The following is a 17,048-nucleotide window of genomic DNA, read 5'->3' as shown; positions in this document are numbered from 1 at the left end:
AAAAATAAATTACATATATGAAAATTAATGATCATTGCTGATTAATTTTAATTATCTACTAATAGTTTTTTGATTTAAACTTGTTGTTATGTTTATACATTATTATATTAAGAATATTAATGTATAACCGATATTGCAAACTTATCAAAAAAATAAAGGCAATCCTAAAACCTGCCCCCTATAATCTTTTACCTTTCTATGCTATTATCCTTTTTCTTCTTTTCATCCACTTTCATATCCCCTTTAGTCTTAAATTCCTTTAATTTCCCTATTGTTGATGCTTTTGCTTTAGTATGCTCTTTAGCTTTTAATAACTTTGCAGAGTAAACTTTTAGACTTGTGTATTCCTTATTATCCTTTCCTATACTTTTCTTTTCTTTGCCAAATAGGTGTACAAAATCTCCTTTTTTCAAATTTTTTACTTGATTGATTTTGTCATTATAGGCGTAGCAGTTGATGAATTTTGCATTTCCTTCCTTGTCATTTTCAGCAATAGAAAAGGAGGCTACTTTAAAGTCCCTCCCATCTTTTGATTTTAAATCTTTAATTTCTATATCAGTTGCTATATTTCCATCTATATTTAATGTATCCTTTTCTTTATTATCTATATCTTTCATTGCTTTATCTCCTTGTTCTTGATTAACTTCTAAGTTTTCTTTTAACTCTTCTTCGTCTATATATTCAATAAACTTTTCATCAATAAGGCCCATAACTGAATCATTCATATAATTATCATAGGCATTATTAAGAACATTTTCATTTTCTACTCCTGTTTCAAGGGATATAATACCTTTTACAAATTCTTTATGATTATATTCTGCTAAAAAATCTATTGTATTTTTCATGCTTTCAAAATTTGTATTTTCCATATTTGCTATTGTTCTTATATCACTTGCGTATCTAACAGAATCCCATTCATACTTTCCACTTTCTTTATTAAACTCTACTCCTGTGGCTAAAATAAATTGATTTCCGTCAAATAAGGTAGCTTGATTATCTTTCACATCCAATACCATAGTGTCTCCAAATTCAGTTTCAATTACATTTCCCTTTTTTATATTCATTTTTATTCCTCCATTTCTATTTTTCTCTCTCTTATCTGTTAAATCTTTTATTTCTTCTTCCTTTCCATCACTAATAATAAATTGTTTTATTTCTTCAACTGTTGGATCATCGATTGTAGTCTGAATAAGTTCAACTAATTTATCTTCTGAAGTGGCAAAATTTTTAATTCCATATTCAACTATATTGTTAATTATTCTCTGAGTAGCACCATCAAAAGAAAAATTTTCTCGAATAAATTCATTAAAGCTATATCTATCAAATTCCATATTCTTTTTCCTCTAATAATCTCATTTAAAGCTTTATCTGCCACATGGTTCACTATTATTTATTTCTTTTATATTATTATTTACTGCTAAATTCCCCTTATATTCCTTTAATTTATCCATAATAGATGTTTTTTCTTTCCTTTCAAAATCCCCTATTTCCTGTACTTTACTATCTCTAAAGTCAGCATCATTTCTATCTATTATTCCATCTAAATCCATATCTTTAGATAATGGGTCATAGAAGTTGCCATCATCATCTATTTCAAATCCCATTACTTCTCTCAGTTTTTCTTCATTTACTGATACAAGCTCACTAAAATTCCAAAAGCCAATAGATGTCTTTATCTGTACTAGCTCTTTTAAATCACTTGCATCTAAGGGATCATAGGTGTATTGAAAGCTGTCAATTAGGTTCTTATCTACATAGGTGTTCATCTTGTAATTTATTAAATCTAAACTTACCTGTATTTCATGTTTTTCATCTGGTGTAGTTGTATAAGCTATTCCTATATCTGTTAAGTCAGGAAATATAGTATCAAAGTCCTCTAACCTGTTTTCTTCATCATATTCTCTGTTAAGGAAGTCTATCAATTCTTCCTTTACTTCTTCTAGTAATGGATTATCTTGGCTTATATCTTCACTTTTTCCCATATCTAGTAAATTATTTACTTCTGCAAGTCTTAATGTCTTATCCTTTAAAAGTTCAGCTTGTGGAAATGTCTTTTGTATTTCAATTTTGGCTGTTTGAAATTGCTCTTCTGTATCTTTTAGTTTTGAAATTGTATTTTCTAATCTTTCTGGTAATTTATCTAATACATTATCCATTCTTGTTATATTACCTATTTCATCTGTACCAAACTCTCCTCTATATTCTCCCTTGCCTTTTAATATAAAGTTATATTTATTGAAAAAAGAATCATATTTTATGGATAAATCAAAATTTCTATATTCACCTATTTTTTCTCCATCTTTATCCATTTCCCTATATATTTTAACTCCCTTAATTTTGTTCAACAAAAACTCTCCAGCTATTTTCTTATCTATATACTTCTTTCCGTCAATAATTAGAGAGGTAAATTTATTATCTTCTTTTAAATTTTTATCTACTTCTCTATAAGGCTCAACATTTTTAATATCTTCCTTTAAGTTCTCTATCCTTTCTTTTAATCTTTCTATTTCCTTTGGATAAAATTTAACTACTTTATCTTCCAGCTTGTAAAGATTTGATTTAAAATTGGACTCTAGCATTTTAAGTTTAGAAACTTCAACATCAAGGTCCATCTTCTCCTTTATTAATGGATTTCCTGTTGCAAGAGCTTTGATTTCGGCATAGTTTAATGTGGCTTCGTCTACATCTTCTGCAACTCTTACAGGAGTCTTTGACGTCATAATTTGGGAAATATATTTTTGTTTATTCTCTAAGGTTTGGAATAGGTAGGCATCAAAAGTATTTTCTGTTACATATCTAAATATATGGACTTCCTTATTCTCATTTCCCTGCCTAACAATCCTGCCTGCCCTTTGAGAAAGATCAGCAGGTCTCCATGGTATATCAAGATCGTGAATTGCAATTAGTTTGTCTTGGGCATTAGTACCTGCTCCCATCTTCTGTGTTGAACCAATTAATACTCGTATTTCTCCCTTTCTTACCTTATCAAAGATAGCGTCTTTTTCCATATTGTTTTTTGCTTTATGAATAAATTCTATTTCCTCTTTTGGCACTCCCATATCTATAAGTTTTGTTTTAATATCATCATAGATATTAAAATCATTACTTGGTGTAGACATATCACAAAATATTAATTGAGCAGATTTTTTATCTTTATATTTATCCCAAATGCTAAATACATTTTTTATACAGGTATTCACCTTACTATTAGGATCATCAGGAAGTAAAGGATTGATTAATCTTTGATCTAATGCCATCTTCTTCCCATCATTTGTTATTAATAGCATATTATCAACACTTGAATCTACCTGCTTATCACGAACCTTATCTGCTCTCTCTGAAAAAGTTTCAAGAATTTCTTTTTGTTCTTCGGTAGGCTTTGTTTTTATAGTTTCATAATGGGCAATTGGTGTAGGAAGATTTAAAACATCAGCTGTTTTAATATCCATAAATCCTTTTACAGTATTCATAAGTTCAGGAAGATTATAAAATTTTGCAAATCTGGTTTTGCTCCTATAACCATTACCCTCAGGATTTAATTCTATTGCCGTTATTGTTTCTCCAAAGGTAGACGCCCAAGAATCGAAATGTTGTAATTTCATCTTTTTTAATTCATCATACTGTAAATATCTCTGCATGGTATAAAGTTCAGCCATACTGTTGCTTACTGGTGTACCTGTGGCAAATACTAATCCTTTATTATTAGTTATTTCATCCATATAGCGGCATTTCATAAGCATATCTGATGATTTTTGTGAATCTGTAGAAGTAATTCCTGCTACATTCCTCATTTTAGAAAATAGATAGAGGTTTTTGTAGGCATGGGCTTCATCTACAAATAACTTATCTACTCCCAGTTCCTCAAAGGTTACAACGTCATCTTTCTTATAATCAGCATTTAGTTTTTCTAACTTTGTCTCTAATTTTTTCTTTGTTTTTTCTAATTGCTTTACAGTAAATCTTTGATCCCTTTCTCTTTTATATTCATCTATATAGTCAATTATTTCATCAATTTGACCTTGCAATTCATATTCTTGTCTTTCTTTTGATATAGGAATTTTTTCAAATTGACTATGTCCTATAATAACAGCATCAAAACTTCCTGTAGCAATACGACTACAAAATCTTTTTCTTCTATCTGGTGTAAAATCTTTTTCTGTAGCACATAATACATTAGCTCCTGGATAAAGTTCATTAAATTCTCTTCCAAATTGCTCTACAATGTGGTTAGGAACAACAAACATTGACTTATTACTCATACCAAGTCTTTTTGACTCCATGGCTATACCTATCATTTCAAAGGTTTTTCCTGCTCCTACTTCATGGGCAAGTAAAGTATTTCCACCAAACAACCCTCTTGCTATTGCATCTTTTTGATGTGCTCTTAATTCTATTTCAGGATTCATTCCTTCAAAAGTAAGGTTAGATCCATCATATTCCCTTTGTCTTATGGAATTGAATCTTTCGTTATAATCTTCTACTAATCTATTTCTTCTTTCCACATCATCAAATATCCAGCTTTTAAATTCTTCTTTTATCATCTCTTGCTTACTTCTTGCAAGCATTGTTTCTTTTTGATTAAGCACAGATTTTTTCTTTCCATCACTGTCTTCTACTTGGTCAAATACCTTAGTATCTCTTAAATTTAAAGTATCTTCTATCAATTTGTAGGCATTTACCCTATTTGTACCATAGGTAAAAGAAGCAAGGTCATTGTCCCTATCAGAGCTTTTTCCTTCAACTCTATATTCTCCTGTAAAGTCAGAATACTTAATATCTATATTCCACCTTGATGAAACTGGTGTTTTCAACAAATCAAACATAAATTTTTTGTAATCTTGTTCCGGTATCCATGTTGCACCCATTCTAACTGTAATCTCACTTGCATCTAGTGCTTTAGGCATAACTTCCACTAGCTTTGCTTTTTGAAAATGTAACTCTTCTAATTCTTTTTTTAAGAGTTTACTATCCTCTAGATTTACTTCCTTTCCTAACTCTTTTTCGATGTTTTTAATATAAGAGTCTACAACTTCAATTTTATCTCTTATATTTCCTGACAAATATTCATCAGCACTTACATAAGGTCTTGAAAAATCTCCTAACTCTTTAGCAGACTTAAATGGATTTATATCATTAGGTTCAAAGGAATCTAAATTTAAAAATATTTCTCCCTTTAATTCTTCTATTAATTTATCTCTTGTTTTTCCTGTCAATTCTTCCATATAATCAAAATTTATTTTACCTTTTTGACTAATAGAGAGTACCAGAGCATCTATTGCCCTATCTGTATGATCTATTATTACAGCTTTTTTTATAGTTCTCTTGTTAAAGATGTCAGATTTTCCTATAAAGTTGCCTTCTTTATCTAATTTTTCCAAAGTTGAAATTAAAGAAAAATTGGCATCTTCTCTAAATAACTTTTTATTGGTTTTTGAATTTAGTCTTCCATGTTTGCTATTGAAATCATCGTAGAATTTATTGAGACTTTCTTGTTCTTTTTTTATCTCTTCATCTGAATAGTCTTCTCTTTGATAGGTTATAACTTTCCTTAGACTTTCATTTAATCTTAAATATTCTTTTACCTTATCTTTATCCTTTTCGTTTAAGGATATTTTTTGCATAATTGAATTTTCTCTAAAATATATTTCATCATCCACTAAAGCAAAAGAATAGTTTTTAACACTATCATCAGCCGGTATTGTTTCTTCTCCTAAATCATCATTTATTTGAGCTTCTTCATACCTACCTTGAATATTTTTAATGGCTTTTTTTAGTCCTTCTTCTAAAGAAATATCTTTATTTTCAATACATGCAAGGCTTGTCCCAAATCTTGACGGTATTTCTTCCATAGTCCCTATTACCATCTGAGGATTATCTACAAAGTATTTATTATATATTAGTCCTTTTTCGTTTTCATCTAGCTTTACCCAGTCTTCATCTAGCTTTAATAGCCTATCTCTCTTTTTTAAAAATATTATATCTGAAGTTACTTCTGTACCTGCTACTCCTTTAAATGTTCTATTAGGTAGTCGTATTGCTCCTAAGAACTCCGCCCTTTCTGATATATATCTTCTAACATCTTCACTTTTTTTATCCATTGTTCCTGAAGATGTTATAAATGAAATGATGCCACCATCTCTAACCTTATCTAAAGTTTTAGCAAAAAAATAATCGTGAATTAGAAAGTTATTTCTTTCATACTCACGATCTGCTACTTTAAATTCTCCAAAAGGAATATTTCCTATGGCCACATCAAATAGGTTATTAGAAAAATTGGTTTCTTCAAATCCTTTTATTTGTATATTGGCATTAGGGTAAAGTTCTTTGGCAATTTGTCCACTAATCCTATCTAATTCAACTCCATAAAAGTTTGACTCTTTCATTTCTTCAGGTAGATTTCCTATAAATCTCCCTGTCCCAGCACTTGGTTCTAATATATTTCCTATTTCAAATCCAAGATTAGAAAGACTTTCATAGATAGCGTCTATAACTACTTTTGGCGTATAAAAAGCCGTTAAGGTTGATTCTCTTGCCCTATTATATTCTTCCCCAGTTAGATTTTCTTTTAAAAAGTTTCTTGCATCAAGCCATTGACCTTCCTTTTCTTCATCGAATACATCAGAAAGTCCTCCCCATCCGATATACTTTGCTAAAATTTCCTGTTCATCTTTTCTTGCACTTCTATTTTCTTTTTCTAAAGCCTTTAAGACATTTATAGCTTCAATGTTGTTTTTTAATCTCTGTGAAGGTGGTAGGATTTCTTCTTCATTAATAATTTTATAGTTTTCTAAAGAAACTTCAGAAACACCTTCTATATTCTCTCTATCAGTCCTTATTAAATCATTATTTTCTTTCCATTCCTTATATTCTTCTAACTTCTTATCAATAGTTTCTTTTCTATGAGTGGTTAATTTCAATGAATTACCATCTCCGTCAATTTTGTCAATTCCTTTGAGGTAAGAAAAAGGTAGAGTAAATTCCCTATGATTTTTTGGATTAGATGAACTATATACTAAAAATTCTTCCTTTTCATTATCAACACTTACTATAAACTGATCAGCAACAAGAGAAGATTTATTATTTATTACATCAAGGCTTTTATATAAGAGCCTTGAATTGTCTTTTTTAACTTTTTCTTCGTTATTATTGTCAATATCTTCAAAGCTAATTTGTTCTACTAATTCCTCTTTATCGATAGATTGTTTTTTACTTAATTTATCTTTTTCACTAGATTTATATTCTTCTAAATCTTCCTTTCTTACAAAGATATTAGAAACAGGTCTTTCTCTACTATATATTACTTCAGTAATACCACTCTTATCTATTGTACTTAAAGCTAATCTACCCATTCCAGCTTCATTAAATTCATTTTCTTTAATTAAATATTCCTTATTTCTAAATTGAACTGGTAATCCTAAAAGACTATAATCTTCTATTTCTAACGGAATTAATTCCTCTTTTTTTATAACTTCCAAATCAAGATCTTTGTAGTCATTAAAAAGAATTATTTCACTTCCGGTAATAAAACCATTCATTAGTCCTGTGCTATCTTCTAGTTCTATAGTTTTAGGACTTGTAGTATCGTTAATGGCAGTTATAGTGTATTCTTTTCCTTTGTATCTAACATTCATACCTTCTTTAAATGGATTTTCTTCTTGCCTTGTTCTATCATTTTCAATTTGCTGATTTAAATATCCATTTAAAAGCACTTCTCTATGTTTATCATCAAGTAAATAAGGTAAGTTACTTAATATGTCCTTATAACTTTTATATTTTATAGCTTGATTAGAATTTAAAATATACCCATTGTATCGTAAATTTTGTTTAAGAGATTTTCCCTTAACATCTAAGATTAGCTCTACCTTATACCCTTCTTTTCCATCTATAATATTTTCTGGTTTTTTTAATAATCCATCTTCTATTTTCTTTGACAGTAGTAAGTATTCTTCATTTTGAGGATCAAAATAGTATTCTCTTTTTTCTTTGATATCCTTATCTATTAACTTGGAAAGAACTTCTTTTTTATCTCTTATTTCTTCAATTTTTGATTTTTCTTCTTGCGATAAATTTATATTAAAAGTAATTTTATTTTCTTCATTTATGTGTGCTAAATTTTGATATGCTCCATTGATTTCAAGATTTTTATTAAAAAGATATATATCATTATAGTAATCTGGAAATTGCTGATTAAAGCTTTGAACATCTATATCATAGCCTTCCTCAAATTTTGTAACTTTATCATCAGTAATTTCAAATAAACCTTCCCTTTCCAATTCTAATACATCATTTAAATTTGTAAGATTTGCTTCTTTCATTTTGGCAGTAATTTCATCAAACAAACTGTCTATTTTTTTGCTATCTTCAAAAGATTTCCCTTTATATAAAGTATAGATCTTTCCTTGTGAGTTTTCCTTTCTTGGATAAACTCTAATTCCTGTTTCTTCTAATTCTATATCCTTTGTTTTATATTTATCTACTAAAGCATAATAAAATCCTACTTTTACTGCTATTTTATCTTCTACAATCTCTTTTGTTAATTTTTCTTCTACTTCATTTCTTAATACTTCTAAAGCTTTTAAATCGCTTTCTTTAAAGGAATGTGAGAATAGTTTTAAGTCCTTATCAAAATAGGCATCATATGAATAATATATTATTTGATTATGGTTATTATCATATCCACTGGAAATATCTTTTATTTTTAAATATTTATTATCCTCTGTTCTAACTATATCTCCCACTTTTATAGAGAGTATCTCCTTATCATCTTCTATATTGTTTTCATGTGAATTATTTAAATATTCTCTATATCTATTTTCTATTCTAATAGCTAATTCTTTAACCTTATCTATTGCCTTCATATCATCCGGAAGATTTCCCTGTTTATCGGCAACTTCTCTCATGATTTTTACATATTCTCTTTGGAATACAGAGTTAAAACTTGCTAAGGTATTATTTCCTAAGTTTTCTCTTGCCTTTATAATTTCATTTTCTAAAACTTTATCCTTAACTAATACATCAAAAATTCTATCTTCAATTTGATTTATTGAAATTATTTTTTCATCTATCTTATTTCCTTCTATAGTTTGATTAAGTTCTATCTGACTTTTTCCTATTTGTTCATAAAGAAATTCAAAGTCTCTTTGGTTGATCTCATTTCCATCACCTATGTCTATCTTATAGTGATCAACTATTTTCCCATCTACTATATGGTTAAAATAGAATTTGGAATACCCCTCCCACTTATCAGTCATCTGCCCATATTCATCTTCTCCTAAGGTCTTATTATGAAGTCTTATCTTTTCATCTATTTCCCTTATTTCATCTAATAGTTCTTTAGTCAGCCTTTGTCCTGCATAATCTTTTTCTATTAGACTTGAACCCTCATTAAACTCAATTATCCAATAATCATCTTTTCTATGGCTATCTAAATCAAAACCTATATTCTCTTTATTTTTATTAGGATAAAATTCCTTAAATTCTTCAAAACCATTTACTATATCATCATCTATAACTTCTTTGTTAGAATTAACTACAATATTTGGAATATCATCATATCGACTTTGACTTTCTAAAAGGTAATATTCTCTTCCTTCTATTTCTTCCTTTTCTTTAATATAAAAAGTGTCATGTATTCCCTCAAGAATAATTCCATCGTCTAACTGGTCTAATGGTATATCTAATTGTTTTTCAAAGGCTATGGAATATATTTCTTCTTTTAAAAAGTTTGGCATAAATTCATCATAAATGATAAGTTTTCCATCATCACCTATACTTGCTACAGACTGTCCTTGATAATAATATATAGAACTATTATTTGTTCTTTCTATATATACATCATTATCAGTTGGAGGCAAATCATCTTGATAATTTATATACTCCTGGCTTTCTTTTTCTGTTTTATTTATTTCCTGATCTGTTTTTTTCTTCCTATTTTCTTCAAAACTTTCTTCATCTATATATCTATTCTTTTTAATAAGGTCATTAATTCTTCTTGCAACATTAGACCAAGATAGTAGTATTTCTTTTGCATTACCTTTATTATATTTTATTCCCTTCGCATCGTGCCACTCACCACTTTCTCTTGCAGCAGATAGTGCATGAGAACTTCCACCTACGCCATATTCATTTTTCAAGAAATCTGCTTGTTCTTTTAAATCATGCTTTTCAGTAAAAAATTCATATATTCTTTTCTTTCCATCAGAAAACCCGCTTCCTCTTTTTAGGCTTTCATCTATTTCATCTTGTGTTATAAAACTCTGAATAGGTGCAATATCCTTTAAATTTGACCTATATAATTTTCTTTCTATTTCTAAATCATTGATATCATTATAGATTTTAGATAATTTATAATGATGAAATCTTAAAATATCAGGATTAATCTTATATTCTTCTAAAAATACCTCGTATTCTTTTCTGAGTTTATTTATAAAATTTTTATCTTCAAGTTTTTTCCCGAGATTTTCTTTTTCATCTGGGAAGCCTCTTCCTTTTATATCATTAAGAATCGCTAAATATCTATCCTTAGTTTCATCAGTAAGATCTCTCTTTAAATACAATAATTTTTCTGCTATTTTTTCTCTTTCATATGTCGCACTTTCTACAATCTCAACATTGCTAGCAAATTCTCCTCTATCTAATAAATTATTAATATTATTAGCTAAATCTTTCCAAGAAACTATTTGCCCTTCTCTATATCTTGCCTCATCTCCATCTTTAAAAATTGCTCCTTCCTTTCCAAACCATGCAGATATCTTTCTTCCTTCAATTTCAAGACCATTGGCTCCCCTATATATTTCTTTCAAAAAGTTTGCCTGTTCTTCTAAAGATTTACCCTTAGAAAATTCTGCTATTACTGCTAATCTTCCATCTTCATGATTTCCTCCATGTATTAAAAATGTATCTATTTCTCTTTGACTTATTGGATTTGAGAAGGATATTTGCTCTCCATGATTTTTAGCAGAAAAAAAGGAAGTAGACTCTACTTCCTCATTTTTTAGATTAGGATTATCTCCCTTTCCCCTATTTCTTGTAGGGTCATATCCATGTTCTTCTTCAATCTCAGATATTTCAGATAGTCCTCTTCTTTCAGTTCTTCTGTCAGACCCCAAGTTTCCATCATTTTGACTTCTTCCCTCGTGATAAAGTCCTCTATCTCTTTTTCCTTTGATAGAAGATGATCCATCAATGTCCCTTGCAAATACATTATCTGATAATCCTCTTCTTTGTTCTCCTTGAGAAAGTTCAATCTCATCCTTCCCCATCTGTTGAGTTTCTTTAAATCTATTTCCTTGGGAATTGCCATATTGGGTATTAGGACTTCCATGCCTTCCTCCAATTCTTCCATCTTGTATGTCCCTCCCTGTCTCTCGAAGGAATTCTCCTTGACGATTGGTGTGTAAATCCCCTCCTCCATGAGGTATTCCTTGCCTGCCAATGTTAATTTCTCTTTCATCTTCCAAGCCTCCTTTAAAATTTATTTCACCGTTTATATCAGAACTTAATTTATTATAACGCTCCTTAAGCTCTTTTGTCTGCTCCAAATCTTTTCTTTCTTGAATTTTCTCTAAAATTTCTAATCTTTTTATTTCACTTCCCAAATCAAGTAAGATATTTTTACTTATATTAGCACTTATACTTAATACTTTGTCTATGTCCGAACTTGATATTTTAGACAGTAAAGATAAGTTTTCTTCTTTTAGCTGATATGAGACCTCCATTCTCTCGCTTATAGAAATTTTTACGGATTCTTTTAACAAATTAAAAAGGTCTACCTTTTGAATGCTTTTTAAACTTTCATCAGATAGACTTTCTAAAATTTTATTGAATTTTCCTCTAACATTACTTTCTACTAAGGCAGCAATTTTATCTTCTTGGCTTAATAGAAGCTTACTATCTTTTTCTTTAAACTTATCTATCATTTCATCTAGTAAGTTTAAATGCTTTTTGCTATCATATTTCCATAACTTTACCTCAGAAATATTATGATTAATACTTACTGTTTGCCTTATGTCGAAGATATATTTTATCCTTCCACTATCTATATCTAAAAGTGGTATTCCTTTTTCGCCTCTTTTAACGCTTCTACCTATACTTTTCCAATAATCAAATTCTGCACAGGCTGTTGCTTTTGGATCCATATTGTATATAGATATTTGATGTATATATGGATACTTATAGTTATTGCCTGATACCTTTAAATATTCCTCATATTTTTTTATATCTTTCTTAAATTCTTCTTTTGCAAGATAGATTGTTCTACTTAAATCTACTATATCATATCTTGGCATTTTATCCCTCCTCATTATAGTGATAAAAATGAACTAAATTTTTATATATTTATTTATTAAACTTTATTTCTTTCTATTTTTTAAATTTCTGTAAGCAAAAGATAACTTTAAAATGTCATTTACGCTATCTTTTTATTGCAATAAAAAAACGATTGGAATTTTTTACTTTTCTAATCGCTTTAACTGCCTTTATTCTATTGCTTCCAATCCAACATTGCTTTTTCTAACTTTGAAAAATTGCAATTTGCTCTTCTTATAATTCCTGTTTTCTTTTGATTTTTGTATATTTTTTCTACCTTTATCAAGACCTTTGTTTTTATTTTTAAACAAAAAGCGTATTCTTTTTGAAATAAGTCTTTATATCTAATATCCTCAAGTTCGTTAAAATCAATTCTTTCATAACAATCAGTCGGTACAGGAATCATTTTCTTAATATCCAATATAGATAATATGTGCATTTTTTTCTATCAGAATAATATTTGTAGATATCTCCATCTATAGTAATACTATTATCGATCACTTCATAAATCAAAAAATGCTCATCAGAAACATTCTTCCATTTTTTATGTTTTTCCTTTGCAGAAGAAATTGGAATAAAATAATTATAATTTTCTATACCAACAATAATTCCAACAAATGGTTTTATACTGTTTCTATACGATGGGTTGTAATAAACTTCTGAATCTACTTTATTTAGATATTCAAGGTAATCAGAGTTTACAGTATAAAATCCATATTTTATAACTTCTACCATTATTTTCTCCTAAAAAAACAGAGAGGTTTAATCCTCTCTGCTTGCTTTAATGCTTCACCTTTGGGATATAGGTAGTGAGACACCTTCTTTAATGCTCCACCTTTAACGGTAGTGGGACACCATCTTTATCTGATAAGAGTATAACGTATATTTATAGTAATGTCAAATAATAAGTAAATTTCCTAATGCCTACTCTTTTATCACTTATATTATACCCTATTTCTTTCATAAATCATTCCTTTCTTAATTCCTATAATTATATTCAAGTTTTTATAATCAATTTACTTATAATATTTACATATAGTATTTTTTATTTCTTCTTCAATTTCTTTTAAAAAATTCTCTTTATTTTCCTTACCCTTTGCTATATCACTTAATCTCATTTCCCATTTTGCTGTTGTCTTTGGAGATTTAAACTCATCTATAACTATAGTAACTAGGTTTAATCCCTTCCTAGTTGATATTAGGTTTTTCTTTTCTCTTTTTATATAACCTTTGTATATCAAATTTTCTATTATTCCCGCTCTTGTAGCAGGAGTACCAAGTCCTTTTCTTTCAATTTCAACATCCTTAACTAATTCATCATTTCCAGCTATTTCCATTGCTTTTAAGAGTGTGTCTTCAGTGAAGTGTTTAGGTGGATTTGTATACTTCTCTTTTATATCTTTATTTTCAATATATAAAAAATCTCCTATTTTTACATCAGGAAGTTGTATATCTTCTTTCTTCTTTGATGTATATTCTTCTAAATATTTTGTAAACCCTTCTTCTGCAATTATTTTATAAGTGTTTATAAATTCAAACCCGTCAAATTCAGCCACTATCTTTGTTGTATTTTCTACAAGTGGATATCCAAAACTTGCATAGAGTTTATTTGTTATAAGTCTATATACTTTGGCTTCGCTTTCCGGGAGATTTGAAATATCCTTATTTAATGAACTTATCGTTGGAATTATTGCATGATGATCTGTAACTTTTTCAGAATTAAAAACTACCTTAATTCTTTCTGTGTCAAAATCATTTTTTCCTATAATATTATTTACAGTGCTTTCTATCATGTCTACTGTCAAATATCTTGAATCTGTTCGTGGATAGGTAATATACTTCTTTTCATACAGGCTTTGGGCATAATCTAGGGTTTGTTTTGCACTGTATCCAAAATACTTATTACATTCTCTTTGAAGTGTTGTTAGGTCAAAGGGCAGATTAGGCTTTGTAATCTTTTCTTTTTTAATTACATCGGTTATTTCAATTTTTTCTCCGATTAAATTTTTAAGCTGCTCTGCCACTATCTTGTCATCAATTCTATCTGTCGAAAGTGTAAATCCATTCATGGAAATCTCCACTGTATAATATTTTTCTTTTTTAAAACTATTTATCTCATCATCTCTATTCACAATCATTGATAAAGTTGGTGTTTGTACTCTGCCTACACTATAATTTTCATTATATAGACAGGAGTAAAGTCTACTTATGTTCATTCCAACAAGCCAATCAGCTATGGCACGAGCCTTAGCTGAATCAAAAAGATTATCATAATTACTTCCATCTTTTAAGTTGCTAAATCCTTCTTTTATGGAAGAGTCTTCCATTGAGGAAATCCAAAGACGTTTCATTTTCTTCTTACAATTTGCCATCATATATACAAGTCTAAAGATAGCTTCTCCTTCTCTACCAGCATCACAAGCATTAATAATGGTGTCAACTTCATTACTATTCATTAGTCTTTTAAGAATATTAAACTGTTTTTTAGTTGTCTTCGTTACCTCATACTTGTATTCTTTTGGGATAATAGGTAAATCTTCAATTCTCCACTTCTTATATCTTTCATCATACACATCAGGATTTGCCATTTGTACTAAATGCCCAACACACCATGAAACAATGTATCCATTCCCCTCATAATATCCATTATTTCTATTTTTTGCTCCTATAACTTTTGCTATTGATGCTGCAACACTTGGTTTTTCTGCGATTACTAATTTCATTTTTCCTCCTTTAATTTTTTAATAAAAAAATGAGAGATTAAATTTTCAATCCCTCATCTTTTTATAGCTCTACCGATTTTTTATTTTTTCTATAATATTTATTCCATTATCTATTACATCTTCAAACTTTATGTCTCTAGCATAAAGATTTTTCTTCGAATAAGAATTCCATCCGTATAAAAAAGCTTGATCCGTTTTTAGCATTCTCATTAAACTTATGATTTTATCTATATCAAATTCTTAATTATACAATCAATCATTTCAACTTAGCTTTACTTATATATTAAGTTTGTGCTGTCGTTTTGTTCATCGTTTTTTATTAAAGTTCCAGAATTCTAATTGTACTTTTCTATCGTATGTTTATAAATTTACACGATAATTAATTTTATTGTTGTCCTTAATCTACTGCTTAAATCATTGAGAAGATTAAAATTCATCTTCATCTGGAATAATTTCTGTATCTTCCTTATCTTCAAGATCATAATCCTCCCCTTCAGATTCATAATCATCTTCTAATTCATTATAATCTTGCTCCTCTTCAAAACTTTCCTCTTCATTTTTTTTATAGATTTTGAAGTAATATCCTGCACCCATTACACCAACAATAATTAAACCCATAAATAAATAAAGTCCTATCCCTGATTTCTTTTCTTCTTTCTCCTCTTTCTTCGGTTTTTCCTCCACCGGTTCTTCTTTTTTCACTACTTCTTCTTTTGGCTTTACTTCACTTTCTCCTTCAATCATATTTAGTAGATCTTGTTCTCCAACTTCTGTTAGTAGTTGCACATTTTCTTGATTTTCCGAATGATCTACAATGAGGTGCATAGTTTTTCCACTCTTTGTTTGAAAGGTTAAAAATTGTCTAACATCTATTGGATTTTCCTTTTTTTCATCTCTTGATGTTTGATCTTCTACTTTCGGTGTAATATCCTGTCCATTTTTATCTACATTTTCTATAACTGTTCCTCTTGCCTTATTTTCTTTTGTAGCTAATGGATTAATTGCTTTAGTATTGCCACCTTTAACAAGTTTAGATGGCTTTTCTTTTTTATCTACTTGCTCATTTTTTATGTTATTTTCTTGTATTTTCGGCACTTCCTGATAAGGAATTTTTTGACTCTCATTAGATGGTTCATATACATCTTCATCAAATAAGCTTTCTAATTCTTTACTTTTTTCTGGCAAATAAATATCATTTGACTGATTTTTTATTTCATTTTCATTGCTCTTAGCTATGGATATGCTTGGCATACTGAATAGTAAAAGGAGTAGCACTAAGGCTACCCCTAATCTTTTTTTCTTCATAATTCTCTCCTTTTCTTACTTTATATTCTTGAAGACATAAACTGCCTTTCTGCTATTATCCCATTCTATACTTTGATCTTTTTCATCTCTTATATCCCCACAGCTTGCATTAAAAGCTTTAGCTATATTGGAAATAGATGCGTGAATTCTTCCATTTATAATTACAGGTTTAGTGTCAGAATGATAAATGTTTCCTTGACTATCTTTCATAACACCAGTATCTATATTTAATCTTAGAGTTTTTTTAGGTAAGGCTGTATTTTCTTTATTTGAAAAGATAGCCTCTCTCTTACTATCATCATATTCTACATTAAACCCAAGAGTATAAGCTGCATATCTAACAGGTAGCATAATGCGATTATCCTTAATATATGCTTTTACATCCATATACACAGTAGTTTTCTTTCCATCTTTTATAATGTTATAAAAGTTTTTGTCTACTTGGAAAACTGCAAATTCTTTTTCATCTTTAACTTGTTTTTTGCCTTGTTGGTTTTCTTGCTCTTTCATTTTGTTAAGATCAAATTGATTTAGGATATTCTTGTCATCAGCTTTCAAAAGTTCGTCCAACTTTTTATCTTGAGATTTCTTGTCTTCTTTCTTCTCTTTATTTTCTTTTTGGAGTTTTAGAATTTCATCTAATTTCTTGGATAAGTCTTGGTTTAAATTTTTGTCTTTTTCATCTTTAGCTTGTTTCTCAAGTTCTTCTTTTGC

Annotated in this window: 8 protein-coding genes; all 8 read right to left on the bottom strand. The window is 28.9% G+C overall.

What is annotated here, in order from left to right:
• Positions 1 to 188: 188 nt before the first annotated feature.
• Positions 189 to 1,331, bottom strand: coding sequence for a transposase (locus tag HMPREF9225_RS02650; protein WP_008901385.1), 1,143 nt, complete (start codon positions 1,329 to 1,331; stop codon positions 189 to 191).
• A gap of 33 nt (positions 1,332 to 1,364) precedes the next feature.
• On the bottom strand, positions 1,365 to 9,731 hold the full coding sequence (locus tag HMPREF9225_RS02645) for an SNF2-related protein (RefSeq protein WP_425357259.1): 8,367 nt from the start codon (positions 9,729 to 9,731) through the stop codon (positions 1,365 to 1,367).
• Positions 9,732 to 10,993: 1,262 nt separating this feature from the next.
• A complete protein-coding gene (locus HMPREF9225_RS10630) occupies positions 10,994 to 11,302 on the bottom strand; it encodes a TnpV protein (protein WP_350310033.1) in 309 nt (102 codons plus the stop codon).
• Between the two features lie 1,179 nt (positions 11,303 to 12,481).
• Positions 12,482 to 12,712 (bottom strand): type III toxin-antitoxin system ToxN/AbiQ family toxin, encoded by a 231-nt coding sequence (locus HMPREF9225_RS10625; RefSeq protein ID WP_008901383.1) that lies wholly within the window; start codon positions 12,710 to 12,712, stop codon positions 12,482 to 12,484.
• A complete protein-coding gene (locus HMPREF9225_RS10620) occupies positions 12,709 to 13,041 on the bottom strand; it encodes a type III toxin-antitoxin system ToxN/AbiQ family toxin (RefSeq protein WP_008901382.1) in 333 nt (110 codons plus the stop codon). The genes HMPREF9225_RS10625 and HMPREF9225_RS10620 overlap by 4 nt, the downstream gene beginning before the upstream one ends.
• Before the next feature lie 281 nt (positions 13,042 to 13,322).
• On the bottom strand, positions 13,323 to 15,029 hold the full coding sequence (locus tag HMPREF9225_RS02635) for a DNA topoisomerase 3 (protein ID WP_008901381.1): 1,707 nt from the start codon (positions 15,027 to 15,029) through the stop codon (positions 13,323 to 13,325).
• Positions 15,030 to 15,455: 426 nt separating this feature from the next.
• A complete protein-coding gene (locus HMPREF9225_RS02630) occupies positions 15,456 to 16,334 on the bottom strand; it encodes a CD1107 family mobile element protein (RefSeq protein ID WP_008901379.1) in 879 nt (292 codons plus the stop codon).
• Between the two features lie 15 nt (positions 16,335 to 16,349).
• Positions 16,350 to 17,048: stalk domain-containing protein (locus tag HMPREF9225_RS02625; RefSeq protein WP_008901378.1), on the bottom strand; the 699-nt coding region annotated here is incomplete at its 5' end.

It is taken from the genome of Peptoniphilus duerdenii ATCC BAA-1640 (assembly GCF_000146345.1).
Taxonomy (GTDB): domain Bacteria; phylum Bacillota; class Clostridia; order Tissierellales; family Peptoniphilaceae; genus Peptoniphilus_B; species Peptoniphilus_B duerdenii.
Note: the sequence above shows the minus strand (reverse complement) of the source record. Positions and strands in the feature narration are given on the sequence as shown.

Coding starts and splice junctions, on each gene's coding strand:
- HMPREF9225_RS02630 (WP_008901379.1), bottom strand. CDS start 16,334: ATGAAGAAAAAAAGATTAGGGGTAGCCTTAGTGCTACTCCTTTTACTA.
- HMPREF9225_RS02650 (WP_008901385.1), bottom strand. CDS start 1,331: ATGGAATTTGATAGATATAGCTTTAATGAATTTATTCGAGAAAATTTT.
- HMPREF9225_RS10630 (WP_350310033.1), bottom strand. CDS start 11,302: ATGGCAATTCCCAAGGAAATAGATTTAAAGAAACTCAACAGATGGGGA.
- HMPREF9225_RS02645 (WP_425357259.1), bottom strand. CDS start 9,731: ATGCCAAACTTTTTAAAAGAAGAAATATATTCCATAGCCTTTGAAAAA.
- HMPREF9225_RS10625 (WP_008901383.1), bottom strand. CDS start 12,712: ATGATTCCTGTACCGACTGATTGTTATGAAAGAATTGATTTTAACGAA.
- HMPREF9225_RS10620 (WP_008901382.1), bottom strand. CDS start 13,041: ATGGTAGAAGTTATAAAATATGGATTTTATACTGTAAACTCTGATTAC.
- HMPREF9225_RS02635 (WP_008901381.1), bottom strand. CDS start 15,029: ATGAAATTAGTAATCGCAGAAAAACCAAGTGTTGCAGCATCAATAGCA.